The sequence below is a fragment of the Kitasatospora sp. NPDC087861 genome, assembly GCF_044742585.1.
Taxonomy (GTDB): Bacteria; Actinomycetota; Actinomycetes; order Streptomycetales; family Streptomycetaceae; genus Kitasatospora.
In genome coordinates this window covers 1-24,285 of the sequence record NZ_JBIUUS010000037.1, presented here as the reverse complement: position 1 = coordinate 24,285, position 24,285 = coordinate 1, and the positions used below count along the sequence as shown (strand labels likewise).

Below are 24,285 nucleotides of genomic sequence, written 5' to 3'. Positions count from 1 at the left end.
TACCCGACCCCTGGAGGTCGTTCACCATGACGTACACCGAGGTACCCGGAATCCGGGTCCCGATCCGGATGTGGACCGACCCGGCCACCGTCGAGGGCCAGGCCATGCAGCAGCTGCGCAACATCAGCTCCCTGCCGTGGCTGCACGGCCTCGCCGTGATGCCCGACGTCCACCTGGGCAAGGGCGCGACCGTCGGCTCCGTCATCGCGATGAAGGGCGCCGTCTGCCCGGCGGCGGTCGGTGTCGACATCGGCTGCGGAATGAGCGCGGTGAAGACCTCGCTCACCGCCGAGGACCTCCCCGAGGACCTCTCCCGCCTGCGCTCCAAGATCGAGCAGGCCATCCCGGTCGGCCGTGGCCTCCACTCCGACCCGGTCGACCCGACCAAGCTGCACGGCTTCCGGGCCGCCGGCTGGGACGACTTCTGGCACCGCTTCGACGGGGTGGCGCAGGAGGTCAAGTGGCGCCGCGAGCGGGCCATGCAGCAGATGGCCACGCTCGGCGGAGGAAATCACTTCATAGAACTGTGCGTCGACAGCACTGGCGTGGTCTGGCTGATGCTGCACTCCGGATCGCGCAACATCGGCAAGGAGCTGGCCGAGCACCACATGGGCGTCGCCCGCGCGCTGCCGCACAACCAGGGCCTGATCGACCAGGACCTCGCGGTCTTCATCGCGGAGACCCCGCAGATGGCCGCCTACCGCCAGGACCTGTTCTGGGCGCAGGAGTACGCCAAGAACAACCGCGCGATGATGATGTCGCTCTTCCAGGACGTCGTCCGCCGTGAGTTCGCCAAGGCGAAGGTCACCTTCGACGAGGTCATCAGCTGCCACCACAACTACGTGGCGGAGGAGACCTACGACGGCGTCGACCTGCTCGTGACCCGCAAGGGCGCGATCCGGGCGGGCACCGGCGACTACGGGATCATCCCGGGTTCGATGGGCACCGGTTCGTACATCGTCCGCGGTCTCGGCAACGAGGAGGCGTTCAACTCCGCCTCGCACGGCGCCGGCCGCAAGATGAGCCGGAACGCCGCGAAGAAGCGGTTCACCACGCAGGACCTGGTCGAGCAGACCAAGGGCGTGGAGTGCCGCAAGGACAGCGGCGTCGTGGACGAGATCCCGGGCGCCTACAAGTCCATCGAGAAGGTCATCGAGCAGCAGAAGGACCTCGTCGAGATCGTCGCCCACCTGAAGCAGGTCGTCTGCGTCAAGGGCTGACCGTGCTGCGGCCGCCGGGATGACCGGGGGCCTCGCCGATTCCGGATGCGAAAGCGCCCGGCAGTGTTACGGCTGCCGGGCGCTTGCGTCGGTCGAGGTGGCTCAGGCCGCGGCCGGGAGCTCGTCGAGGCCTTCCTGGACGAGCTTGGCGAGGCGGTCGAGGGCGTCGTCGGCGTTGGCGGCGTCGGAGGCGAGGATGACCTCTTCGCCGCCCTGGGCGCCGAGGCCGAGCAGGCCGAGCATGGAGGCGGCGTTGACGGGGTTGCCGCCGGGCTTGGCGATGGTGATCGGCACGCCGGTGGCCGTGACGGCCCGGACGAAGATGGAGGCGGGACGGGCGTGCAGGCCCTCGGCCCAACCGATGGTGACGCGGCGCTCAGCCATGAGACGTGCCTTTCCGGTGAAGCTGGTCACGGCCGTGCTCGGGGAAGCGGCCATGTTGTCTAGACCAGTGTTGCACGCAGGCACCCGCTTCGAGCCGCCGCGTTCAGGACTTGTGATTGTTTCTTTTCGGGGCATAAGGCCCGGCCGGCGACCCTGTCAACCCTGCCGTGAGTACACACCCGGCGCCATTCGGCCCGCCGCCGGATAACCTGACGAACGTGGACGACTCCGCGGTGGCGCAGCCCGAGCAGGATCCCAGTGACCAGCCGGTATCCGGTGAATCCGGTGCGGACTACCCGCAGCACTGGGAGGCCGACATCCTGCTGCGGGACGGCGGCACGGCTCGAATCCGGCCGATCACGCCGGATGACGCGGGGCGCCTGGTGGAGTTCTACGAACAGGTGTCGGACCAGTCCAAGTACTTCCGTTTCTTCGCTCCGTATCCCCGGTTGTCGGAGCGGGACGTCCGCCGCTTCACCCACCACGACTTCGTGGACCGGGTGGCGCTGGCGGTGGTGGTCCGGGACCGCTTCATCGCCACCGTCCGTTACGACCGGATCGACGCGGAGGGCCGCCCGTCCGATGCCGGGACGGACGCCGAGGTGGCCTTCCTGGTGCAGGACGCCCACCAGGGCCGCGGCGTGGCTTCGGCGCTGCTGGAGCACATCGCGGCGGTGGCGCAGGAGCGCGGGATCCGCCGGTTCCAGGCGGAGGTGCTGCCGGAGAACCGGAAGATGGTGAAGGTCTTCACCGATGCCGGGTACACGCAGCACCGGAGTTTCACCGACGGTGTGGTGCACCTGGAGTTCGATCTCGAACAGACGGACCGCTCGCTGGCGGTGATGCGGGCGCGTGAGCACCGGGCGGAGGCGCGCTCGGTGCAGCGGCTGCTGACCCCGCGCTCGGTGGCGGTGATCGGGGTGTCGCGCAATCCGCAGACGGTGGGCCGGGCGATCCTGCGGGATCTCCTGGGCGGCCCCGACAGCGGCCCCGGCAGCCGTCCGGCCGACGGCCCCGACGGCACGCGCCCCGTCTACGCGGTGAACCGCAACGCCCCGCCGGGGACCGTGCTGGACGGCGTCCCGGTGCACCGTTCGATTCTGGACATTCCCGGGCCGGTGGACCTCGCGGTGATCGCCGTCCCCGAGGGCGCCGTCCCGACGGCCGTCGCCGAGTGCGGCGCGCACGGGGTGCAGGGCCTGGTGGTGGTGACCGCCGGGTACGCGGAGACCGGCCCGGAGGGGCGGGACCGCCAACGCGCGCTGGTGCGCCAGGCGCGGGCGGCGGGGATGCGGGTGATCGGCCCGAACGCCTTCGGCCTGATCAACACCGACCCGGACCGCCCGCTGAACGCCTCGCTGGCCCCCCACCTGCCCGACCGCGGGGGCTTCGGGATCTTCTGCCAGTCCGGTGCGATCGGCGTGGCCCTGCTGGAGGCCGCCCACCGGCGCGGTCTCGGGGTGTCCTCCTTCGCCTCGGTGGGCAACCGCTCGGACGTCTCCGGCAACGACTTCCTGCAGTACTGGGCGGAGGACGAGGCCACCGAGGTGGTGCTGCTGTACCTGGAGTCCTTCGGCAACCCGCGCAAGTTCACCCGGATCGCGCGGCGGCTGGCCGCGGTGAAGCCGATCGTGGTGGTGAAGGGCGCCCGGCACACCGGCAGCCTGCCGCCGGGCCACGCCGTGCCGGCGACCGCGACGGGGCTGCGCGACGCGACGGTGGGCGCGCTGTTCGAGCAGGCGGGCGTGATCAGGGTGGAGACGATCACCGAGCTGTACGACACGGGCGAGCTGCTGGCCCTGCAGCCGCTGCCGCCGGGGGACCGGGTCGCCGTGGTCGGCAACTCGGACTCGCTGGGCCTGCTGACCTACGACGCCTGCCTGAGCGTGGGCCTGCGGCCGCGCACGCCGGTCGACCTGACCACCGCCGCGACCGGCGAGAACTTCCGGATCGCACTGGACGTGGCGCTGGCCGACCCGGCGGTGGACGCGGTGATCGCGGTGGCGATCCCGCCGATCGGCACCTCCGCGCACGCGTTCATGGGCGGCCGGTTGACCGGCCCGGACGATCCCGAGATGGGTTCGGACGATCCGGAGATCGCCGCCGCGCTGCTCGAAGCCGGTCGGCGCGCACAGGAGTTGGGCAAGCCGCTGGTGCTCGCCCACCTGGCCCTGACCGACCTGCCGGCCCGGCTGCGCCCGGGCGGCGTCCCGGCGTTCGCGGCGCCGGAACGGGCGGTGCGAGCGCTGGCGCACGCGGTGCACTACGCGCAGTGGCGGCGCCGGACGGCGGTGGCGGAGGAGACCGCCCGGGTGCCCGAGCTGGACCGGATCGACGAGCCGGGCGCCCGCACGCTGGTCGAGGCGGCGTTGAGCACCCGGACCGCGACCGCCGCGCGGACCCAGCCGGGCGGCGCCCGGATCACCCTGCCGGACGCCGAGGCCCGCGAGCTGCTGGCCCGCTACGGCATCGACGTCTTCCCGGCGCTGCCGGCCCCGGACGAGGAGACGGCCGTCCGGGCCGCGGCCACGCTCGGCTACCCGGTGGCGCTGAAGGCGACCGCTCCGCACCTGCGCCACCGCCCGGACCTGGGCAGCGTGCGGCTGGACCTCACCGACGAGCCGGGGCTGCGCCGGGCGCACCGCGAGCTGGACGCGCTGCTGGGCGGCGCGGCGCAGGCGGCGCTGGTGCTGCAGCGGCTGGCGCCGCGCGGGGTGGACACCGTGATCGGTGCCACGGTGGACCCGGCGGTCGGCGCGATCCTGTCGTTCGGTTTGGCCGGTGCGCCGGCCGAGCTGCTGGGCGACGTCGCGCACCGGCTGGTCCCGGCCACCGACCAGGATGTGGCCGGGCTGGTCCGGGAGGTGCGGGCGGCGCCCCTGCTGTTCGGCTGGCGGGGCGCGGAGGCGGTGGACACCGGCGCGCTGGAGGAGTTGCTGCTGCGGGTGTCGCAGTTGGTGGACGATGTGCCGGAGATCGCCTCGGTGGATCTCGAACCGGTGGTCGTGGCCCCGTACGGGCTGGCGATCCTGGGGGCGCGGGTGCGGATCGCGCCGCTGCCCGTCCGTAGCGATCTGGGCCCGCGCGCCATGAGCACCCTGTAACCTTCCTTGGTTGCGCCTGCCCCCGTGGGCGCTGTTGTCCGAAGCTCGGCGCCGTGCCGCCCGCTTCGTCGGCGGACCATGCCAGGATGGAGTTATGGCGAAGACCGGTACCACCAGCACTCAGGACCTGCGCTCGGCGATCGAGCGCAGTGGCTACTACCCGGCCCTGGTGTCCGAGGCGGTCGAGGCCGCGGTGGGCCCGGAGCCGATCAGCTCGTACCTGGTGCACCAGGAGACGACCTTCGACGCCAACGAGGTGCGCCGGCACGTGACCGTGCTGGTGCTGACCCCGACCCGGTTCGTGGTGAGCCACACGGACGAGCAGTCGGGGGACACCGGCAGCCCGGCGGTGCCGTTCGCGACGACGTCGACGGAGAGCGTCCGGCTGGACCGGATCGGTTCGGTCGTGCTGAGCCGGATGGTCGCGAACCCGGAGACGTACACGCCGGGGACGCTGCCGCGCGAGGTGGTGCTGACGATCGGCTGGGGGGCGGTGCAGCGGCTGGACCTGGAGCCGGCGGGCTGCTCGGACCCGAACTGCGAGGCGGACCACGGCTACACCGGTTCGGCGACGGCTGACGATCTTTCACTGCGGGTGAGCGAGGCCGGTGACGGCCCGGAGACGGTTGCCCAGGCGCTGGTGTTCGCCCGCGCGCTGTCCGACGCGACGATCAGCAACGGCCCGCGGGTCTGAGCGCCGCCGTCTCCGACTGCTACGAATCCGGATTCATGTCCTTTGCACCTGCCGACGGCTTCGACGCCTTCGAGATCCTTGACCCGGCCACGGCTCCCGCGCCCCCGTACGGCAGCGGCTCGCTCTGCGATCTGCTGCCCTCGGTGGCGGCGGGGCTCGGCGTCGCGGGGTTCACCGCGACCCTGCCGATCGCCCCGGCGGACCGGGTGGTGGTGTTCCTGGTGGACGGCCTGGGCTGGGAGCTGCTGCTGCGGCACCCGGAGTACGCGCCGTTCCTGTCCTCGCTGGTGGGGAGTTCGCTGGGCGGCACGGGCCGCCCGCTGACCGCGGGCTTCCCGTCGACCACGGCGACCTCGCTGGCCTCGGTCGGTACCGGCACCCCGCCGGGGCTGCACGGTCTGGCCGGATACACGGTCGCGGTGCCGGGCGCCGGTTACCTGATGAACCAGCTGCGCTGGCAGCCGCACACCGACCCGCGGGCGTGGCAGCCGTACCCGACGGTGTTCGAGCGCACGCACGAGGCCGGGGTGGCGACCGCTCAGGTGTCATCCCCGCTGTTCGCTCAGACCCCGCTGACCAGGGTCGCGCTGTCCGGCGGCACCTTCCTGGGCCGGACCACGGGCGAGGAGCGGATGGACCTGGCCGCCTCCTGGCTGGCCGAGCACGACCGGGCGCTGGTGTACACCTACGTCAGCGAGCTGGACGGCGCGGGCCACCGCTTCGGGGTCGACTCGGACGAGTGGCGGATGACGCTGGACGCGGTGGACCGGCTGGCCCGCCGGCTGGCCGAGCAGCTGCCGCCGCGCTCGGCGATGTACGTGACCGCCGACCACGGCATGATCGACATCGCGCCGGAGGACCGGATCGACTTCGACGAGGACTGGGAGCTGGGCGCCGGCGTGGCCCTGCTGGGCGGCGAGGGCCGGGCCCGGCACGTGTACGCGGTGCCCGGTGCGGCAGCCGACGTGCACACGGTCTGGAGCGAGGTGCTGGGCGACCGGATGTGGGTGGCCACCCGGGACCAGGCGATCGCGGCGGGCTGGTTCGGCCCGGCCGTGGACGAGCGGGTGTACGGGCGGATCGGCGACGTGGTCGCCGCGGCGCGCGACGACATCGCGATCACCGCCTCCCGCAACGAGCCCGGCGAGTCCGCGATGATCGGTCTGCACGGCTCGATGACCCCGGTCGAGCAGTTCGTGCCGCTCCTCGAAGTCCGCGGCTGAGCCCGGACCCTGACTCTTCTGCGCCCGAACTCCCCTGATGTGAAAGGCCCTTGCTCCACCCATGGCTGAACTGGTGTTCTTCTCGGGCACGATGGACTGCGGCAAGTCGACGCTGGCGCTGCAGATGGACCACAACCACACCGCACGCGGTCGGCAGGGGCTCATCCTGACCCGCAACGACCGGGCCGGTGCGGCGACCATCTCCAGCCGGCTGGGCCTGCGGGCGGACGCGGTCGAGGTGACGGACGACTTCGACTTCCACGCGTACGTGGTGCACCGGCTCTCCGCGGGCGGCCGGGTGGACTACCTGATCTGCGACGAGGCGCAGTTCTTCGACGCCGAGCAGGTCGACCAACTGGCCCGGGTGGTGGACGAACTGGACATCGACGTCTACACGTTCGGGATCACCACGGACTTCCGGACCCGGCTGTTCCCGGGCTCGCAGCGGCTGATCGAGCTGGCCGACCGGGTCGAGGTGCTCCAGGTCGAGGCGCTGTGCTGGTGCGGCGCGCGGGCGACGCACAACGCCCGGACGGTGGGCGGGGTGATGGTGGTCGAGGGCGCCCAGGTGGTGGTCGGCGACATCTCGGTGAACGAGGACGAGATCGGGTACGAGGTGCTCTGCCGTCGCCACCACCGCCGCCGGCAGACCGCCGCGACGGCGCGGGCCTCGGTGCTCTCCCCGGACGTGCTGCCCTTCGAGGAGCAGCAGGCCTAGCGCGAGCCCTACCGGAGCTCCAGCACCGAGAAGTGCCCACCCTGCGGGTCGGCCAGCCGGGCGGCGCGGCCGCGGGCGGTGTCGTGCGGTTCGACCAGGACGCGGCCGCCGAGTTCGACGGCGTGCCGGGCGGTCGTCGCGGCGTCCTGGACGGCGAAGTGGACCCGCCAGCGGGGCGGGTGGCCGCGCAGGTCGGCGTCGTGCCGGATGCCGGCGACCGGTCGCCCCTGCACGAGCAGCGCGGACTCGCCGCCGGTGGGCCGGACGGGGCGGTCGAGCACGGCGGCGTAGAAGGCGGCGGCGCCGTCGGTGTCGGGGGTGAGCAGTTCGGTCCAGGCCGGTCCGCCGGGTTCGGGGCCGGCTTCCCGGCCGGTGTGCTCCTCGCCCTGCCAGAGGCCGAAGACGGCGCCGGAGACGTCGGCGGCGATGGCCATCCGCCCGGCGCGTTCGGCCTGGAGCGGCCCGACGGCGACGGTTCCGCCGCATGCGCGCACCAGTTGGGTGGTGCGGTCGGCATCGTCCACGGCGAAGTAGGTGGTCCACTGCACCGGGAAGCCGGTGGCGGTGGAGACGCCGAGGCCGGCGACCGGTGCCCCGTCGAGTTCGGCGCGGACGTAGGCGCCGAGCTGGCCGGGGCCCTGGGTGTAGGTCCAGCCGAGCAGGTCGGCGTAGAAGGCGCGGGCGCCGGCCAGGTCGTCGGTCAGCAGGCTGACCCAGCAGGGGGTGCCCTGGGCCAGTCGGAGTTCCACCGCGGGCAATGCGGGCCTCCTCGTGGGTGGTTGGCGCACGGAAATCCTCGCGCGCGAGGGTGATGCTTCCACCCTGGCGCGTGTCGAACCCTCGGGCCGCGCGGAAATTCCGGCAAAGAGCGCACAAAGAGCGGTGGGGCGGCGGCGCTGCGCGACAATGGCCGCCATGACCACCTTCAACGACGGTTCCCCGCTGATCTCCGCGGCCGGGTTGGCGCAGGCGCTCGCCGCCGCGCGCCCGCCGGTGCTGCTGGACGTGCGCTACCGGCTGGTCGGTGCCGCGCAGTCCGGCCCGACCGCGGTCGAGGAGTACCGGGCCGGGCACCTGCCCGGCGCCCACTTCGTCGACCTGGACCGGGACCTCGCGGCCCCGCCCGGAGCCCCCGGCCGGGGCGGCCGACACCCGCTGCCGGACCCGGAGGAGTTCGGCGCGGCGATGCGCCGCCTCGGGGTGGGCGCCGACCGCCCGGTGGTGGTGTACGACGGCGCGGCCTCGCTGGCGGCGGCCCGCGCCTGGTGGCTGCTGCGCTGGGCCGGGCACCGGGACGTCCGGGTGCTGGACGGCGGGTACGCGGCCTGGCTGGCGGCCGGACTGCCGGTGGCGACGGAGGTTCCGGCGCCGGCGGAGGGCGACTTCAAGCCGGCTCCGGGGCGGCTGCCGGTGGTGGACGCGGACGGCGCGGCGTCCTGGGCGCGCGGCGCTCTGCTGCTGGACGCCCGGGCGGGGGAGCGCTACCGGGGCGAGAGCGAGCCGGTGGACCCGCGGGCCGGTCACATCCCGGGCGCCGTGTCGGCGCCGACGGCCGAGAACGTGACCGCCGACGGGCGGTTCAGGCCGGCCGCGGAGCTGGCGGCGCGGTTCCGCGCGCTGGGCGCGGGTGAGCGGGAGACGGCGGTGTACTGCGGCTCGGGGGTGACGGCGGCGCACCAGATCCTGGCCTTGGAGGTGGCCGGCCTGCCGGCGACGTTGTACCCGGGGTCGTGGAGCGAGTGGTCGAGCGACGGGACTCGTCCGGTGGCGGTGACCGACCAGCCGGGCTGAGCCGGGGCGTGCGGAAGGGGCGGGAGGCTCGGCCTCCCGCCCCTTCCGCACGCTGTGCTACTCCTGCTTCTTGCGCCGACTGCCGAAGACGATCTCGTCCCAGCTGGGCACGGTCGCCCGGCGGCCGGGCCGGACGCCGTCCGCCTCTGCCTGACGGTCGGTGGTGCCGACCAGGCGTTCGCGGTGCGGGGCGACGGCCCGCGGCATCAGGATGTCGGCGTAGGCCGAGCCCGCGCCGACCGCCGGGGCGGCCGCGGCCGGCTCCTCGCTCTCCTCGGCGACCTCGGCGGGCACCGGCTCGATCGGGGCGGGGCCGACGGCGAGGTCGCCGCGGAAGGCGGGGACCACGTCGAGCAGGCTGGTCAGGGAGTCCCTGGCCTCGGCGGTGGCCTCGCGGGACTCGCGGACCTCGCGCGCGGACATGATGCGGTCGGCGGACGGCCGGTCGATCATCGGGCGGGGCGGCCGGTCCTGGGGGAGCCGGGCGATCCGCGGGATGAACGGGAAGACCGACTCCTCCTCGCGCTCGACGTTCTCGCCGATCAGCGCGCGGGCCTCGTCGTCGTTGGGCTGGACCAGGCGCCGGGGCGGGTCGTACGTCCAGGAGGCGCTGCGGCCCTCGCCGTCGGCCCGGTAGGAGAGGATGACCTCCCAGGTGCCGTCGTCGCGCCGCCAGGAGTCCCAGCGCTCGGTGTCCTTCTCGGCGCCGCGCAGCGCGAGCCGCTCGGAGACGGCCTCGCCGAGCTGCGGCCCGGTGGATTCGCCGTTGCGGCGGATGGCAGTCTTGCGGGCGCGCTCGGCCATGAAGGCGCGCTCGGCGAGCACCGGCCCCTCGAAGCGACGGACCCGGTCGACGGAGATGCCGGCGGCCTGGGCGACCTCCTCGGCGGAGGCACCGGCTCGTATCCGGGCCTGGATGTCCCGGGGGCGGAGGTGGCTCTCGACCTCGATCTCGATCTGGCCGAGGCGCGGCCGGTCGCCGCGGATGGCGGCGCGCAGCCGCTCGTCGATGGGAAGGGTGTACTCCGTGCTGTCGGCAGCCTTGAGCACCAGCCGTGTGCCGTCGTTGCTGACGGCCACAACCCGCAGTTCGGGCACGGTTACCTCCCGGGTGGTGCCTGCCGACGTCACCTGCGTCGCTGCTCCCGTACTGAGTGTGGCCTGCCCACTCGCGACTGGCCACAACCTTGCTGAGTTCCCCGGCGTGTCGGGCATCCGCCCGGTTGCGCCGCTGTGGCACGGTTGCCTTTTTGCCACGTCATCCGTCGACATCGCGCCTGGGTGTCCCGGCCGTTCTCGCACGCGGAGTGTTCGCGACGATCCGGGACCGGCGTCGCCGTGCGTGCCTGTTCCGTGGCTCTTCGTCAAGCTGCCGGTGTGGGCGCAGTCGACAAGTCGACCCAAGGCTCAGGCTTTACGAACAGTACTCCATTCGTGGCATCCGGAGGGGCGGCTCGCCGCTCAAGTCTCCCGCGATTCACGGGAATCTCAAGAGAGCGTGCCCCCAATGGCGGATCACTGCCGGGTGAACGGTGATCATCTTCACATATATCGGGGACGAAGAACCGCATTTTCGCCCCTTGTGTCCTTCTTTGGGCAAGATGGAGTGACTTGTTCGAGGAAGAGTCGTACGGACCGAGGGATGTCGATGTCGGAGCGGAGCCCTGCCGAGGAGGGCGGCGAGAAGCAGCGCAAGCGGATCGATCTGAGTGTGGCTCAGGTCGCGGCGAGTGCGCTGGCCACCGTGGCCGGGGCGCTGCTCGCCTCCGAACTCGGGGTGTACGGAACGATCCTGGGCGCGGCGGTGGTCAGTATCGGGGCCACCACCGGCGGTGCGGTGTTCCAGCACATCTTCCGGCGCACCGGCGAGCAGCTGCGCGAGGCGGTGGTGGATCGGGGGCCGGGCCAGACCGTGAACGGGCTGCGCCAGGTGCCGGAGCGCCCGGTGGAGCCGGCGCCGACGGTGATCTCCTCGGAGTGGAACGAGCCGCAGGTGGTGCGGGCGCGCCGGCGCTGGACCTGGAAGACCTACGCGGCGGTGTCCGGGCTGGTGTTCCTGCTGGCGATGACGCCGATCGTGGCGTTCGAACTGGCCACCGGGCAGCCGGTGTCGGCGACGGTGAAGGGCGAGTCGGGCAACGGCACCTCCTTCGGCGGCGTGGTGGGCCCGAAGTCCTCCTCGCCGCGGGAGGCGCCGCCGGCGGAGCGGCCGTCCACCGGCGGCGGGCACGGGTCGGACCCGACGCCGTCCGGCGGGGCCTCGGCCCCGGTGACGACGAGGCCGAGCCGGGAGCCGAGCGCGAGCCCGAGCGGCGGGTCCGGTGAGCGCGGCGACGGTACGGCCTCGCCCTCGGCGTCCCCGAGCGCGACGCCGTCGGCCGGTTCGTCCCCGAGCGCGGACGGCGGGAAGCCGTCCGGCGGGGCGAGCCCGAAGCCGTCGGAGCCGAGCGACGCCCCCACGTCCGTGGCCCCGCCGCCCGCCGCGCCGACCGGGGCCGCGACCCCCTAGGCAGGCCTCGGGACTCCTGCGCTCCGCGACTTCTACGCTCCGAGGCTCCTACGCTCCGAGGCTCCTACGCTCCAAGGACACGGCGCAGGTAGTCGTTGCCGAAGAGGCGCTGCGGGTCGACCTCGTCGCGCAGGGCGGTGAAGTCGCCGAAGTGCGGGTAGACGCCGGCCAGGTACTCGGCGTCCCGGGTGTGCAGCTTGCCCCAGTGCGGGCGGCCCTGGTGCGCGGCCATCAGCTGCTCGACGGCGGTGAAGTAGCCCTGGTCGGCGGTGCCCCGGTAGAGGTGGACGGCGATGTAGGCGCTGTCCCGCCCGGAGGCGGTGGAGAGCCAGAGGTCGTCGGCGGGGGCGAACCGCACCTCCACGGGGAAGCTGACCTTCCAGTCGGAGCGCTCGACCAGGGCCTTCAGTTCGCGCAGCACCTCGGCGACGGCCGCGCGCGGCACCGCGTACTCCATCTCCACGAAGCGGACCTTGCGGGGGCTGGTGAACACCCGGTGCGCGGTGTCGGTGTAGCTGCGGTCGGACCAGGCGCGGCTGGCCAGCGAGGCGATGGCGGGGATGCTGGCGGGGAAGCGCCGGCCGACCCGGCAGGCGCCCTCCCAGACGGTGTTGGAGAGGAAGTCGTCCTCCAGCCACTCCTTGAACCGGGGCAGCGGGGCGGCCGGACCCTGGCTGCGGTTGTTGCGCTTGGTCGAGCAGCGGTCGGTGTGCGGGAACCAGTAGAACTCGAAGTGCTCGTTCACGGCGGTGAGGTCGTCCAGCCGCGCCAGCACCTCGTCGAAGGACATCGGCTGCTCGTGCGCGGTGAGCAGGAAGGCCGGTTCGACGGCGAAGGTGAGCGCGGTGATCACGCCGAGGGCGCCGAGGCCGAGCCGGGCGCCCTGGAACAGCCGCGGGTTCTCGGTGGGGGAGCAGCGCCGGACGCTGCCGTCGGCGAGGACGATCTCCAGGGCGCGGATCTGGGCGGCGAGCGAGCCGGAGTCGCGGCCGGTGCCGTGGGTGCCGGTGCTGGTGGCGCCGGCCACGGTCTGGACCTCGATGTCGCCCATGTTGGTGAGCGAGAGGCCCTCGGCGGCGAGGATCCGGTTGAGCCGGGCGAGCGGGAGGCCGGACTCGACGGTGATGGTGCCGGCCTCGCGGTCGATCTCGCGGACGGCGGTGAGCGCGTACGGGCGGAGCAGGACGCCGTCGCCGGCGGAGGCGATCGAGGTGAAGGAGTGGCCGGAGCCGACGGCCTTGACGGTGCGGCCCTGTTCGGCGGCGCGCAGGATCTCCTTGGCCAGCTCCTCCGCGGTGCCGGGGGTGGCGGCCCGGGCGGGCCGGGCACTCTGGTTCCCGGCCCAGTTGGTCCACCGGGTGGGGGTCGCGGTACTGGCCTGGGGCATGGCGCCGCCTCCTGCTCCGTGGCCGACCGGGGTCGGCGCGGTCCGGGGCGGTGGGGGCCGCCCTACCCGCGGGTAGGCCCACGGGTAGGGAGAGATTAGTCAGTTCACCGTTCGAGGTCTACGGTCTCTTCGACCGCTTCGGCGGCTCCTCCGGCGGTCTGTTCGACGGTGAGTCCGGCACGCAGTCGGCCCAGGCCGGCCAGCGCGACGACCACGCCGAACACCCCGGCGGTCAGCGGCACCCAGTAGCCCGCGGCGGATCCGGCGGCGTCGACCACCCAGCCGCCGGTGGAGGAGCCGACCGCGACGCCGAGGGCGAGCCCGGTGGTCGTCCAGGTCATGCCCTCGGTCAGCTGGGCGGCCGGGACGAGCCGCTCGACCAGGGCCATCGCGGTGATCAGGGTGGGGGAGATGGCGATGCCCGCGACCAGGAGCGCGCCGCCGACCACGACCAGCCCGCCGACGCCGCGCACCGACCCGGCGACCAGCACCAGCGGCACCATGCTGAGCGCCATGAACAGGACGCCGCCGAAGAAGCGGCCGGCCATCGAGCCGGTGAGCTTGAGGGTGCCGAACACCACGCCGGCCAGGCAGGAGCCGAGCGCCCACAGCGCCAGGATCACGCTGGAGACGGACTTGTGCCCCTGGGCCTCGGCGTAGGCGACGGTGACGACCTCCACCGAGCCGAAGATCGCACCGGTGGCGACGAAGGTGAGGATCAGCACCTGCAGGCCGCGGTTGAGGATCACCGAGCCGCCGACGTGCCGGGCGGCCGGGTGGACCGGCGGCTCGGTGGAGCGCTGCCCGGCGAACAGCAGGACGCCGACGGCGAGGAAGACCCCGGCGAGCAGGACGCCGGCCTCGGGGAAGACGGAGGTGGCCAGGGTGATGGAGAGGATCGGGCCGACGATGAAGCAGAGTTCGTCGACGACGGCCTCGAAGGAGTACGCGGTGTGCAGCTTGCCGGCGTCGTCGCGGTAGAGGTGGGCCCAGCGGGCGCGGACCATCGCCCCGGTGCTCGGCATGACGCCCAGGCCGGCGGCGAAGACGAACAGCGTCCAGTCCGGCGCGTGCGACCGCGCGCAGAGCAGCAGCCCCACGACGGCGACCACGGTGATCGCCATCGCCGGCACGATGATCCGGCGCTGCCCGTGCCGGTCCACCAGCCGTGAGACCTGCGGGCCGAGCAGCGCGGCGGAGACCGCCAGTGTCGCCGACACCAGGCCCCCCAGCCCGTAGGAGCCTCTCAGCTGGGAGAGCATGGTCACGATGCCGATGCCGGTCATCGAGATCGGCAGCCGGGAGACGAAGCCGGTGGAGGAGAAGGCCAGACTGCCGGGGGAGGCGAATATCTGGCGGTAGCTGGACAGCACGGGAGCTCCGCGGGGGTAAGGAACGAGGCCGGTGAACACAGCTTACGTACCTTGGCAAACGGTAATTTCCGGACACCCGCGCGGCCCCGCCGGAGGTCCCCGGTCCCTCAATGGCAGGATCGGTGCCATGTCCGACGCGCGCAAACCCTCACCGTCCGGCGCCGCCCCGTACGACGCCCTGCTGCTGCTCTCCTTCGGTGGGCCGGAGGCTCCCGAGGACGTCGTCCCCTTCCTGGAGAACGTGACCCGTGGCCGCGGGATCCCCAAGGAACGGCTGAAGGAGGTCGGCAAGCACTACTTCCTGTTCGGCGGGGTCAGCCCGATCAACGAGCAGAACCGCGAGCTGCTCGCCGCGCTGCGCAAGGACTTCGCCGAGCACGGGCTGGACCTGCCGGTCTACTGGGGCAACCGGAACTGGGCCCCCTACCTGGTGGACACGCTGCGCGAACTGGCCGCCGACGGCCACCGCCGGATCGCCGTCCTCGCCACCAGCGCCTACGCCGGCTACTCGGGCTGCCGCCACTACCGGGAGAACCTCGCCGACGCGCTGGCCGCCCTCGCCGCCGAGGGACTGCCCGAGCTGCGGGTCGACAAGCTGCGGCACTTCTACAACCACCCCGGCTTCGTCGAGCCGATGATCGACGCCACCCTGGCCGCCCTGGCGCAGCTGCCCGAGGACGCCCGGGCCGGCGCCCGTTTCGCCTTCACCACCCACTCCATCCCGGACACGATGGCCGAGACCTCCGGCGCCCCGGACGACCCGGCCCGCGGCCGCCCCGGCGGTGCCTACGTCGCCCAGCACCTGGACGTCGCCCGGCTGATCGCGGCGGCCGTCGCCGAGCGCACCGGCGTCGCGGACCGGCCCTGGGAGCTGGTGTTCCAGAGCCGCAGCGGCGCCCCGCACACGCCGTGGCTGGAACCGGACATCTGCGACCACCTGGAGGCCCAGCACGCCGACGGCGCGCCCGCCGTGGTGATGGTCCCGATCGGCTTCGTCTCCGACCACATGGAGGTCAAGTACGACCTCGACACCGAGGCCGTCGCCAAGGCCGCCGAACTCGGCCTGCCGGTGGCCCGCGCCGCCACCGTCGGCGCCGACCCGCGCTTCACCGCCGCCGTGCGCGAGCTGGTGCTGGAGCGGGCCGCCACCGAGCGCGGCGAGCCGGTGACCCGCTGCGCCCTGGGCGCGCTCGGCCCCAGCCACGACGTGTGCGCGGTGGCCTGCTGCCCCAACCCGCGCGCCCCCCGCCCGGCCGCCGCCGAGCGCTGACCCCGAGGAGACCCATGCCCACCCCCGCCCTGCCCGTCGACGGGCTCCTCGACGACCTGCTGGAGGTCGCCCTGGACGCGGCCCGACAGGCCGGCGCCCTGCTGCGCGACGGCCGGCCCGCCGATCTCGGTGTGGCCGGCACCAAGAGCAGCCCGGTCGACGTGGTCACCGAGATGGACCTCGCCTCCGAGAAGCTGGTCCTGGAGCTGATCACCGACCGCCGCCCCCAGGACGGCTACCTCGGCGAGGAGGGCGCCGAGCGGCACGGCACCAGCGGGGTGCGCTGGGTCGTCGATCCGCTCGACGGCACGGTCAACTACCTGTACGGACTGCCCTCCTGGGCGGTCAGCGTGGCCGCCGAGGTGGACGGCCGGGCGGTCGTCGGCGTGGTGTACGCCCCGGCCCGCGGCGAGCTGTTCCACGCCGTCGTCGGCCGCGGCGCGCGCCTCGACGGCCGGCCGGTCTCGGTCCGCCCGGCCCCGCCGTGGGGCCAGGCGCTGATCGGCACCGGCTTCAACTACGTCCAGCCGGTGCGGGTGCGCCAGGCCGAGGTGCTGCTGGCCCTGATGCCCGAGGTGCGGGACATCCGCCGGGGCGGGGCCGCCGCGGTGGACCTGTGCGACGTCGCCGCCGGGCGGCTGGACGGCTATTACGAGCGCGGGCTCGCCCCCTGGGACCGCGCGGCCGGCTGCCTGATCGCCACCGAGGCCGGCGCCCTGGTCGGCGGCCGCCCCGGGCACGGCCCGGACGGCGAGCTGACCGTGGCCGCCGCCCCCGGCGTGTACGAGCCGCTGCAGGAGCGCCTGGCCGCGCTGCGGGCCTGGGCCGACTAGCCCCAGGGCGAGTCCGGCCCTGGGCGCGGGCGCCGGAACATGCGAAGAGCCCTGGCATACAGGGGATGCCAGGGCTTGGGGTTTCGCACGACCCCCGCAGGGCCGCTGGTGCCGGAGGTCCGGCGTCAGGTCGAAGGTCGGATCGATCAGGCGGCGGTGCGGTGGCGCTCCAGCACGGTGTCCACACCGTGCTCGGCGGCGAGTCGGCGGAGGTCGTCCAGCTCGGACTGCTCCACCTCGGCGAGGAACTCGTCCCCGGCCTCGATCGCGCGGTGCAGGTCCTGCTCGGCGTTGGCTATGCGCTGCAGGATTCCGGCCTTGAAGGCGTCCATACGGGCCCCCTTACTGTGTCGGACGTGCACGGTCGTACGTTCTCCGCCCCGAGGAGGTGTGGCCAGCGGCAGCGTCCGGTCCGGTAGGTCTTGAATCTCCGGTCGGGCGCGGAGACGGCCTTCGGCCGCTCCCGGTGACGTCCCAGCCCCAGGGCCGGCGCGGATGAACGCACGGCGGGTGGGTGCGATCGGCCAACAGCCAGATCGCGGGTGTGCAGCTGTCCTCCCCGCCGGGGACACAGGGAAACCTTCCGGCGCGAGAAAGTTGCCTGCGTCACAGTCCAACCGGACTGGTCCGGATGCGAACCGTGACCGTCCGCCCTCCCCGCACCGTGCCTGAGCGGCAGCTTATCGCTGCTTTACCGGCGGACCAGGCAGGATGGAGACACCGTCGGAGCCGTGCGTCCGCTTCCGGGGCCGGCCTGGAGAAGGGACAACGACCGTGCGGGTTCTCGTCGTCGAGGACGAGCAGCTGCTCGCCGAGGCTGTCGCCACCGGCCTGCGCCGCGAGGCGATGGCCGTCGACGTGGTGTACGACGGGGAGGCCGCGCTCCAGCGCATCGCGGTCAACGACTACGACGTGGTGGTCCTGGACCGCGACCTCCCGCTGGTCCACGGCGACGACGTCTGCCGCAAGGTGGTCGAGCAGGGCCTGGCCACCCGGGTGATCATGCTGACCGCCTCCGGCGACATCAGCGACCGGGTCGAGGGCCTGGAGATCGGCGCGGACGACTACCTTCCGAAGCCGTTCGCCTTCAGTGAACTCGTCGCCCGGGTAAGGGCACTGGGCCGCCGCGCGACCGTCCCGCTGCCCCCGGTGCTGGAACGCGCCGGCATCTCGGTCGACCCCGGCCGCCGCGAGGTGATCCGCGACGGACGCACCGTCCAGCTCGCCCCCAAGGAGTTCGCCGTCCTGGAGGTGCTGATGCGGGCCGGCGGTGCCGTCGTCTCCGCCGAGCAGCTGCTGGAGAAGGCCTGGGACGAGCACACCGACCCGTTCACCAACGTCGTGCGCGTCACCGTGATGACGCTGCGCCGCAAGCTCGGCGACCCGCCGGTGATCATCACCGTCCCGGGCTCCGGCTACCGGATCTGACCGGACCCACCGGACCACCTGGCCGGATCCGACCGGACCAGACCGGAACCGGCCGGAACCGGCCGTCGGACCGGGCAGGACTCCACCCATCCCGCGCCCGCCCCGGCGGACGCTCCGAGAGGACCATCATGACCACCCCGCCCCCGGCCGGCGGGCCCTCCGGCGCGCCCGCCGGCGGCCCGCGCGCCGTGCCGCCCAAGCCCCCGCACCCCCCGCACGCGACCCGGCCGCACCACCCCGGACGCCACGTCCCCGGCGACGGCATGCTCGCCTGGCTGCCCTTCCGGCCCACCATCCGGATGCGGCTCACCCTGCTCTACGGCGGCATGTTCCTGATGGCCGGCGTGGTCCTGCTGCTGCTGATGTACGTGTTCTTCCAGGACGCCGTGCAGGGCTTCGTGCCGCACAAGTTCGACCTCGGGGGCAACCGGATCCTGGTCGGCGGCACCTCGATGGACGGCGCGCAGTTCAACCAGGCGCTGGCAAGCGAGTACCTGGCGCGCTCCGATTCCGCGCGGACCACCCTGCTGCGCAAGTCGCTGACGATGCTGGTCTGCCTCGCCGTGATCGCCTTCGCGGTCGGCTACGCGCTGGCCGGCCGGGTGCTGCGCCCGCTCGGCGAGATCACCCGCACCGCGCGCGACGTCGCCTCCTCCGACCTGCACCGGCGGATCGAGCTGGACGGGCCGGACGACGAGCTCAAGGAGCTCGCCGACACCTTCGACGACATGCTGGACCGGCTGGACCGCTCCTTCGACTCCCAACGCCGCTTCGTCGCCAACGCCTCGCACGAGCTGCGCACCCCGCTGGCGATCAACCGCACCCTGCTGGAGGTCCAGCTCTCCGATCCGGCCGCCTCGCCCGACCTCCAGCAGCTCGGCAAGACCCTGCTGGCCACCAACGAGCGCAGCGAGCAGCTGGTGGAGGGCCTGCTGCTGCTCGCCCGCAGCGAGAACGAGCTGACCGACCGCCGCCCGGTGGAACTCTCCGAGGTGGCCACCCGGGCGCTGGAGCAGACCCGCGCCGAGGCCTGCCAGCGCGACGTCGAGCTGCGCTCCAAGCTCTCCCCGGCCGTGGTCGCGGGCAACGGCGTTCTGCTGGAGCGGCTCGCGCTCAACCTGCTGCAGAACGCCGTCCGCTACAACACCCCGGGCGGCTGGGTCGAGCTGGCCACCGCCGAGGTGCCCGGTGGTGGCGAGCTGGTGGTCTCGAACACCGGCCCGGTGGTGCCCGGCTACGAGCTGGAGCACATCTTCGAGCCGTTCCGCCGGGTCAAGGGCGCCGAGCGCACCCGCAGCGACAAGGGGGTCGGGCTCGGCCTGTCCATCGTCCGCTCGGTGGTGCGCGCCCACGGTGGCGCCATCGAGGCCACTCCGCGCGCCGGTGGCGGCCTCACCATGCGGGTCCGGATCCCCAACCCCTGACCCGCCCCGCGGGGCCCCTCCCGGGCCCTCCGCGCCGTCCCCGCCGCCGCGCTCCGTAAGCGACCGTTCACTGCCGCCCCCGTCAGGCCCGTCAAGACGACATAAGGCCTGGCGGGGGCGGCTTGTCATTTGCTGCCCGGGCAACTTACGGTGTCGTAACCTACGGAACCGTAAGTGTGTCTCCGATGTGCCCGCCCAACGCGCCCGTCCTGCGCGTGCCGTCCCCCGGGAGCAAGACCGTGACCATCGCCCCTGTGCAGAGCAGCACCTCGCTCGGATCGAGCGGCTGGACCGACGCGCGGCTGATCCTGGCCCTCGAGGAGGTCGTGGAGCAGGAGCTCAACCGCCACCTGGGCGTGGCCAGGGAGTGGATGCCGCACGAGTTCGTGCCGTGGAGCCAGGGCCGTGACTTCGACGGCGTGCTGGGCGGCGAGGCCTGGGCCGTCGAGCAGTCCCAGGTGACGCCACTCGGCCGGGTGTCGCTGGTGGTGAACCTCCTCACCGAGGACAACCTCCCCAGCTACCACCACGAGATCGCCAGCATGTTCGGCCGCGAGGGCGCCTGGGGCACCTGGGTGCACCGCTGGACCGCCGAGGAGGGCCGGCACGGGATAGCCATTCGCGACTTCCTGCTCGCCACCCGGGCCGTCGACCCGGTGGAGCTGGAGCGAGCCCGGATGAGCCACATGTCCGAGGGTTTCGAGTCCGACAACGCGCACAGCATGCTGCACTCGGTCGCGTACGTGGCGTTCCAGGAGCTGGCCACCCGGATCTCGCACCGCAACACCGGCAAGTACGCCGGCGACGCGCTCTGCGACCAGCTGCTGGCGAAGATCGCCAACGACGAGAACCTCCACATGGTCTTCTACCGGAACCTGCTGAAGGCCGCCCTGGAGATCGCCCCCGACCAGGCCATGCGAGCCGTCGCGGACGTGGTCACCAACTTCCGGATGCCCGGCCACGGCATCCCCGGCTTCGAGCGGGCCGCCGCGCAGATCGCCCTCGGCGGGGTCTACAACCTGCGCATCCACCACGACGACGTGCTGCAGCCGGTGCTGCGCCACCTGCGCGTGATGGAGCTCGGCGGCCTCGGCCCGGAGGGCTTGCTGGCACAGAACGAGCTCGGCGTCTTCCTGGACGGGCTGGACGGCCAGGCGCGCAAGTTCGAGGAGCGCCAGGCCGCGATCCTGGCCCGCCGGGCCGCGCGCCGAAGCGCCGAGTAGGGCGCGCGGCGGGGCAGTCGAAGTGGGTGGATTTTCCGTGGTTTGCCCCGGATGATTCTGAACGTGACCAAGCTCACACCGTGTCGCTCCATGACGTCGGCCGACCTCGGAGAGTGATCACCTGCTCAGGGGTGCCGATCGCCGTCCGTGATCGGATTTCGAACCTAGGCCGGTCCGTAGGATTGGTCGGCACCCCAGGTGGGCAAGGGATTCGGCAGGCTTTCGAACGGCTGGCGGTCACTGTGAGTGGCTGCCGCGCCGGGGCTGAAGGAGGTCGACGATGGCCCAGCGTGAGGCCTCCCACACCCCGGTGGATCACCCCAACGGACCCCTGGCTGAGTGTCGATTGAGTAACAGGGCTTGAAGTAAGGCAAAATCTCCGCCTCGGGTCGGGCACAAGACCGACCCCCCATGCGTTACGTGCGCTGGAGATACCGCACACACCGCACAAACCCGGAGGGGGAGAGCGAACAATGGCAACGGACTACGACACCCCACGCAAGACCGACGACGAGCTCAACGAAGACAGCATCGAGGAACTCAAGGCTCGGCGGAACGACAAGGGCGGCGGCTCTGTCGACGTCGACGAGTTCGACGCGGCCGAGGGCATGGAGCTCCCGGGCGCCGACCTCTCGAACGAGGAGCTCGCGGTCCGGGTGCTGCCGAAGCAGGCCGACGAGTTCACCTGCATGAGCTGCTTCCTGGTGCACCACCGCAGTCAGCTGTACAGCGAGAAGAACGGCAACCCGATCTGCCGGGACTGCGGCGCCTGAGCACCGCGGCGGACAGGGCCCGGCACCCGCGGCTTCCACGGGTCCGGCACAGCGCCCCTTCCGGCCCCGGGCAGCGGGGCCGGACGGCAGGTCCGGTGACCGTCCTGACGGACGGCACCGGGAGGACGGGGTCGGCCATGAGCACGTCGGCCGACACAAAGTCGTAGGGACGGTCCCGCATCAGCGGAACCGTCCCTCTCCGTTTTTCCGACCAGGTCTTTCCGACTCGGCCCTTCCGGCCCGGTGCGCGCTCCCGGCCTCCCCGGCCCGTGCGCGGCCCCCGGCCCTACGTGCGGGCGCCGCGGCGGGCCTCCTCCAGCGCCTCCGCCAGCTTCATCGGCGAGCGGGTCGACAGATAGAGATACGGCGTCGGGTCGGTCGGGTCGGTCACCTCGATCCGCAGCGCCGTCGGGACGTAGCTGCGCAGCAGCATGAAGGCGCGCGGGTTGGCCTTCGGCCCGCGCCAGGCCACCGCCTCGGCGGGGCTCAGCGGGTGCGCGGTGCCCAGGGCGTCCACCGGGATCCGGGCCGGTCCGGCGACCAGCGAGCCCTGCACCACGCGGATCCGGGCCGAGCCGTAACTGCTGATCGCGACCGCGCCGGCGGCGATGCCGACCACCAGCCCGACCAGTGCGGCCAGACCGCTGACCCGCAGCAGGATCAGCGCGAGCGTGAGCCCGGTCGCGACCGGGAGCAGCCACCAGGAGCGCGGCACCGTGAGGCGTTCGTCGTACATGCCCCCATTGTGGGCGCCCTGACGCCGGGGCCGGGACGCCACCCCCATCGGGCGTGCCCCTACCGCTGGGTAGGGTGGGGCCCCGTGACCGGTTCGACCACCCCCACCGCCCCCACCGGCCGGCCGGCGCCCGCGATGCCGCCGACCCCGACCACCCCGCCGCCGGACGCCGTGCTGCCGCCGCGTGCCCCCGAGGCGCCCGCCCCCGGCACCCGGCTCGGCTCCCACTACGAGCACTGCTTCGGCTGCGGCCCGCAGCACCCCGGCGGGCTGCGGATCGACGCGGTCGCCGGCGAGGGACTCGACGTCACCGCCGAGTTCGCCGTCCGCGACGTCCACCAGGGCGGTCCGGGCCTGGCCCACGGCGGAGTGCTGACCACCGCCATGGACGAGACGCTCGGCACGCTGAACTGGCTGCTGCACGCCCCCGCCGTCACCGGCCGGTTGGAGACCGACTTCCTCTGCCCCGTCCCGGTCGACTCGGTGCTGCACCTGCGGGCGTGGATCACCGGAGTCCAGGGCCGCAAGATCTACAGTGCCGCCGAGGCGCGGATCGGCGGCCCCGACGGACCGGTCGCGGTGCGCGCTCAGGCGCTCTTCATCCAGGTGAAGCTGGAACACTTCACCTCGCACGGTCGTCCCGAGGACATCGAGAAGGTCCTCGACGACCCGGATCTGATGAAGCGCGCACGAGCCTTTGAGGTGAACCCTTGAGCAACGCCCCCCGCCCGCCGCTGGATGTCCTGATCAGGCGCATCGACCCCGAGCTGCCGCTGCCCGCCTACGCGCAGCCCGGCGACGCGGGAGCCGATCTGCGCACCACCGTCGACGCCGAGCTGGCCCCAGGTGAGCGGGTCGTCCTGCCCACCGGCGTGGCCATCGCCCTCCCGGACGGCTACGCGGCCTTCGTCCACCCCCGGTCCGGGCTGGCAGCTCGTTGCGGAGTTGCTCTCGTGAACGCCCCAGGGACGGTCGATGCCGGGTACCGTGGAGAGATCAAGGTGATCGTCGTCAATCTGGACCCGCGCGAGGGGGTCAGCTTCCGCCGAGGGGACCGGATCGCCCAGCTGGTGGTCCAGCAGGTCGAGAAGGCCCGCTTCCACGAGGTGGCCGAGCTACCTGGGTCGGCACGCGCCGAGGGCGGGTTCGGGTCGACCGGTGGCCACGCCGCGGTCTAGCATTCCCGCGGCCTCGCAGGAAGCCGAGCAGGTATTCGCATCGGTCTTGGACCGGGAAGGACAGTGACCGTGTTCCGTCGTCGCCAGAAGAGCGAGGACGCTGTCGAGCAGCTCGCCGACGACGCCATCAGCGCCGACGAGACGGCCGATGACGTCGAAGGTTCCGCCGAGAGCGAGAACGTGACCGAGCTGGACCCGGCCGACAAGGTCGGCCTGCCGCCGGCTCCGCGGCCGGACGGCCCGTGGGACCACTCCGAGCTGGAGAACCCCGAGGAGGGGCGGGTCGACCTCGGGGGTCTGCTGGTCCCCGGTGTCGAGGGCATGGAGCTGCGCGTGGAGGTGGCCGGTGACGCGATCGTCGCCGCGACCCTCGTCCTCGGTAACAGCGCCATCCAGCTGCAGGCCTTCGCCGCTCCGAAGTCGGAGGGCATCTGGGGGGAGGTCCGGGAGGAGATCGCCAACGGCATCACCTCGCAGGGCGGCCTCATCGAGGAGGAGGAAGGCCCGCTCGGCTGGCACCTCCGTGCCCAGGTCCCGGTGCAGCTGCCGGACGGCACCCAGGGCGTGCAGCTGGTGCGCTTCGTGGGCTGCGACGGCCCGCGTTGGTTCCTGCGTGGCGTGATCTCGGGCCAGGCCGCCGTGCAGCCGGAGATGGCCGGGATCCTGGAGCAGGTCTTCCAGCAGACGGTCGTCGTCCGCGGCGAGACCCCGATGGCGCCCCGCGACCCGATCGTGCTGAAGCTGCCCGAGGACGCGCAGATGGTCGCCGACGGTGGCGGTGCGGCTGCGTCGGCCGGCGAGGGAGAGAGCCGTTTCGGCGGTGCGGCCCTCGACCCGTTCGCCCGTGGTCCGGAGATCACCGAGGTCCGCTGACCTGGTGCGTGCCGTACTGATCGCCCCTGCCCGGGACACCGGGCAGGGGCGATTTGCATGTGGCGGGTCCGTCCCCGTACAGTTCCGGAGTCGCCGCGAGAGAGCGGGGACAAGCGGAAAGCGAAATCCGATGAATGAAACTCC

Annotated in this window: 22 protein-coding genes and 1 pseudogene; 16 read left to right on the top strand and 7 right to left on the bottom strand. The window is 72.9% G+C overall.

The genetic code is table 11. From position 1 onward, the window contains the following. Positions 1-26 precede the first annotated feature (26 nt). Positions 27-1,220 (top strand): RtcB family protein, encoded by a 1,194-nt coding sequence (locus ACIOJE_RS34120; RefSeq protein WP_400781572.1) that lies wholly within the window; start codon positions 27-29, stop codon positions 1,218-1,220. A 102-nt stretch (positions 1,221-1,322) separates the two neighbouring features. Here ACIOJE_RS34120 and ACIOJE_RS34115 read toward each other — a convergent pair whose 3' ends face one another. Next, a complete protein-coding gene (locus ACIOJE_RS34115) occupies positions 1,323-1,604 on the bottom strand; it encodes an HPr family phosphocarrier protein (protein WP_280684998.1) in 282 nt (93 codons plus the stop codon). A gap of 233 nt (positions 1,605-1,837) precedes the next feature. Between ACIOJE_RS34115 and ACIOJE_RS34110 the strand changes: the two genes are divergently transcribed. The 4 genes from ACIOJE_RS34110 (at position 1,838) to ACIOJE_RS34095 (ending at position 7,343) form a co-directional block, all read left to right on the top strand. Then, a complete protein-coding gene (locus ACIOJE_RS34110; RefSeq protein WP_280685045.1) occupies positions 1,838-4,708 on the top strand; it encodes a GNAT family N-acetyltransferase in 2,871 nt (956 codons plus the stop codon). Between the two features lie 94 nt (positions 4,709-4,802). Continuing rightward, entirely contained in the window at positions 4,803-5,402 is a 600-nt protein-coding gene (locus ACIOJE_RS34105) for a DUF5998 family protein (protein WP_280684997.1), read from the top strand. A gap of 35 nt (positions 5,403-5,437) precedes the next feature. Further along, on the top strand, positions 5,438-6,625 hold the full coding sequence (locus ACIOJE_RS34100; RefSeq protein WP_400781569.1) for an alkaline phosphatase family protein: 1,188 nt from the start codon (positions 5,438-5,440) through the stop codon (positions 6,623-6,625). Between the two features lie 61 nt (positions 6,626-6,686). Further along, positions 6,687-7,343, top strand: coding sequence for a thymidine kinase (locus tag ACIOJE_RS34095; protein WP_280684995.1), 657 nt, complete (start codon positions 6,687-6,689; stop codon positions 7,341-7,343). An 8-nt stretch (positions 7,344-7,351) separates the two neighbouring features. Here the strand turns inward: ACIOJE_RS34095 and ACIOJE_RS34090 are convergent, their stop codons facing one another. Further along, positions 7,352-8,092 (bottom strand): VOC family protein, encoded by a 741-nt coding sequence (locus tag ACIOJE_RS34090; protein ID WP_348534174.1) that lies wholly within the window; start codon positions 8,090-8,092, stop codon positions 7,352-7,354. A gap of 166 nt (positions 8,093-8,258) precedes the next feature. Here ACIOJE_RS34090 and ACIOJE_RS34085 point away from each other — a divergent pair, with 166 nt between their 5' ends. Then, entirely contained in the window at positions 8,259-9,134 is an 876-nt protein-coding gene (locus tag ACIOJE_RS34085) for a sulfurtransferase (protein WP_280684993.1), read from the top strand. A 57-nt stretch (positions 9,135-9,191) separates the two neighbouring features. On the opposite strand, the gene sepH is transcribed toward ACIOJE_RS34085, so the two are convergent. Next, on the bottom strand, positions 9,192-10,265 hold the full coding sequence (gene sepH / locus ACIOJE_RS34080; protein WP_280684992.1) for a septation protein SepH: 1,074 nt from the start codon (positions 10,263-10,265) through the stop codon (positions 9,192-9,194). 517 nt (positions 10,266-10,782) lie between these two features. Here sepH and ACIOJE_RS34075 point away from each other — a divergent pair. Next, a complete protein-coding gene (locus ACIOJE_RS34075) occupies positions 10,783-11,643 on the top strand; it encodes a hypothetical protein (RefSeq protein ID WP_400781566.1) in 861 nt (286 codons plus the stop codon). 64 nt (positions 11,644-11,707) lie between these two features. Here the strand turns inward: ACIOJE_RS34075 and ACIOJE_RS34070 are convergent, their stop codons facing one another. Together ACIOJE_RS34070 and ACIOJE_RS34065 are read right to left on the bottom strand one after the other, a co-directional pair. Continuing rightward, complete coding sequence (locus ACIOJE_RS34070) at positions 11,708-13,030, bottom strand: D-arabinono-1,4-lactone oxidase (RefSeq protein WP_280684990.1); 1,323 nt, start codon at positions 13,028-13,030, stop codon at positions 11,708-11,710. Positions 13,031-13,134: 104 nt separating this feature from the next. Beyond that, a complete protein-coding gene (locus tag ACIOJE_RS34065) occupies positions 13,135-14,403 on the bottom strand; it encodes an MFS transporter (RefSeq protein ID WP_280684989.1) in 1,269 nt (422 codons plus the stop codon). 127 nt (positions 14,404-14,530) lie between these two features. Between ACIOJE_RS34065 and ACIOJE_RS34060 the strand changes: the two genes are divergently transcribed. Beyond that, positions 14,531-15,673: a ferrochelatase gene (locus ACIOJE_RS34060; RefSeq protein ID WP_400781563.1), complete on the top strand. Its 1,143-nt coding sequence runs from the start codon at positions 14,531-14,533 to the stop codon at positions 15,671-15,673. A gap of 14 nt (positions 15,674-15,687) precedes the next feature. Further along, positions 15,688-16,506 (top strand): inositol monophosphatase family protein, encoded by an 819-nt coding sequence (locus ACIOJE_RS34055; RefSeq protein ID WP_400781561.1) that lies wholly within the window; start codon positions 15,688-15,690, stop codon positions 16,504-16,506. A gap of 146 nt (positions 16,507-16,652) precedes the next feature. On the opposite strand, the gene ACIOJE_RS34050 is transcribed toward ACIOJE_RS34055, so the two are convergent. Further along, positions 16,653-16,838 carry a hypothetical protein gene (locus ACIOJE_RS34050; protein WP_030057688.1) on the bottom strand — a complete coding sequence of 62 codons (186 nt, stop codon included), beginning with the start codon at positions 16,836-16,838 and terminating at the stop codon, positions 16,653-16,655. Between the two features lie 442 nt (positions 16,839-17,280). On the opposite strand from ACIOJE_RS34050, the gene ACIOJE_RS34045 reads away from it, so the two are divergent. The 4 genes from ACIOJE_RS34045 to ACIOJE_RS34030 all read left to right on the top strand — a co-directional run bounded on the left by ACIOJE_RS34045 (position 17,281) and on the right by ACIOJE_RS34030 (position 21,354). Beyond that, entirely contained in the window at positions 17,281-17,934 is a 654-nt protein-coding gene (locus tag ACIOJE_RS34045; RefSeq protein WP_280684986.1) for a response regulator transcription factor, read from the top strand. A 128-nt stretch (positions 17,935-18,062) separates the two neighbouring features. After that, positions 18,063-19,358, top strand: a complete 1,296-nt coding sequence (locus tag ACIOJE_RS34040; protein WP_400781559.1) for a sensor histidine kinase — start codon at positions 18,063-18,065, stop codon at positions 19,356-19,358. A gap of 239 nt (positions 19,359-19,597) precedes the next feature. Then, positions 19,598-20,581: an acyl-ACP desaturase gene (locus ACIOJE_RS34035; protein ID WP_280684985.1), complete on the top strand. Its 984-nt coding sequence runs from the start codon at positions 19,598-19,600 to the stop codon at positions 20,579-20,581. 473 nt (positions 20,582-21,054) lie between these two features. Next, the gene (locus tag ACIOJE_RS34030; protein ID WP_030057692.1) at positions 21,055-21,354 is read left to right on the top strand and encodes a DUF4193 domain-containing protein; all 300 of its coding nucleotides are present in this window, start codon (positions 21,055-21,057) and stop codon (positions 21,352-21,354) included. 286 nt (positions 21,355-21,640) lie between these two features. Here the strand turns inward: ACIOJE_RS34030 and ACIOJE_RS34025 are convergent, their stop codons facing one another. After that, a complete protein-coding gene (locus tag ACIOJE_RS34025; RefSeq protein ID WP_280684984.1) occupies positions 21,641-22,090 on the bottom strand; it encodes a DUF3093 domain-containing protein in 450 nt (149 codons plus the stop codon). A 135-nt stretch (positions 22,091-22,225) separates the two neighbouring features. On the opposite strand from ACIOJE_RS34025, the gene ACIOJE_RS34020 reads away from it, so the two are divergent. The 3 genes and pseudogenes from ACIOJE_RS34020 (at position 22,226) to ACIOJE_RS34010 (ending at position 24,141) form a co-directional block, all read left to right on the top strand. Next, positions 22,226-22,804: a PaaI family thioesterase gene (locus ACIOJE_RS34020; RefSeq protein WP_280685043.1), complete on the top strand. Its 579-nt coding sequence runs from the start codon at positions 22,226-22,228 to the stop codon at positions 22,802-22,804. After that, positions 22,801-23,335 (top strand): annotated as a pseudogene (gene dut / locus ACIOJE_RS34015) (dUTP diphosphatase). The gene ACIOJE_RS34020 and the pseudogene dut overlap by 4 nt, the downstream one beginning before the upstream one ends. Positions 23,336-23,337: 2 nt before the next feature. Then, positions 23,338-24,141 carry a DUF3710 domain-containing protein gene (locus ACIOJE_RS34010; protein WP_280684982.1) on the top strand — a complete coding sequence of 268 codons (804 nt, stop codon included), beginning with the start codon at positions 23,338-23,340 and terminating at the stop codon, positions 24,139-24,141. Positions 24,142-24,285 lie beyond the last annotated feature (144 nt).

Bases quoted from the DNA above. Each gene is read 5' to 3' on its own strand.
- ACIOJE_RS34120 (WP_400781572.1), top strand. From the start codon at position 27: ATGACGTACACCGAGGTACCCGGAATCCGGGTCCCGATCCGGATGTGG.
- ACIOJE_RS34115 (WP_280684998.1), bottom strand. From the start codon at position 1,604: ATGGCTGAGCGCCGCGTCACCATCGGTTGGGCCGAGGGCCTGCACGCC.
- ACIOJE_RS34105 (WP_280684997.1), top strand. From the start codon at position 4,803: ATGGCGAAGACCGGTACCACCAGCACTCAGGACCTGCGCTCGGCGATC.
- ACIOJE_RS34100 (WP_400781569.1), top strand. From the start codon at position 5,438: ATGTCCTTTGCACCTGCCGACGGCTTCGACGCCTTCGAGATCCTTGAC.
- ACIOJE_RS34095 (WP_280684995.1), top strand. From the start codon at position 6,687: ATGGCTGAACTGGTGTTCTTCTCGGGCACGATGGACTGCGGCAAGTCG.
- ACIOJE_RS34085 (WP_280684993.1), top strand. From the start codon at position 8,259: ATGACCACCTTCAACGACGGTTCCCCGCTGATCTCCGCGGCCGGGTTG.
- ACIOJE_RS34075 (WP_400781566.1), top strand. From the start codon at position 10,783: ATGTCGGAGCGGAGCCCTGCCGAGGAGGGCGGCGAGAAGCAGCGCAAG.
- ACIOJE_RS34070 (WP_280684990.1), bottom strand. From the start codon at position 13,030: ATGCCCCAGGCCAGTACCGCGACCCCCACCCGGTGGACCAACTGGGCC.
- ACIOJE_RS34060 (WP_400781563.1), top strand. From the start codon at position 14,531: ATGTCCGACGCGCGCAAACCCTCACCGTCCGGCGCCGCCCCGTACGAC.
- ACIOJE_RS34055 (WP_400781561.1), top strand. From the start codon at position 15,688: ATGCCCACCCCCGCCCTGCCCGTCGACGGGCTCCTCGACGACCTGCTG.
- ACIOJE_RS34050 (WP_030057688.1), bottom strand. From the start codon at position 16,838: ATGGACGCCTTCAAGGCCGGAATCCTGCAGCGCATAGCCAACGCCGAG.
- ACIOJE_RS34040 (WP_400781559.1), top strand. From the start codon at position 18,063: ATGACCACCCCGCCCCCGGCCGGCGGGCCCTCCGGCGCGCCCGCCGGC.
- ACIOJE_RS34030 (WP_030057692.1), top strand. From the start codon at position 21,055: ATGGCAACGGACTACGACACCCCACGCAAGACCGACGACGAGCTCAAC.
- ACIOJE_RS34025 (WP_280684984.1), bottom strand. From the start codon at position 22,090: ATGTACGACGAACGCCTCACGGTGCCGCGCTCCTGGTGGCTGCTCCCG.
- ACIOJE_RS34020 (WP_280685043.1), top strand. From the start codon at position 22,226: ATGCCGCCGACCCCGACCACCCCGCCGCCGGACGCCGTGCTGCCGCCG.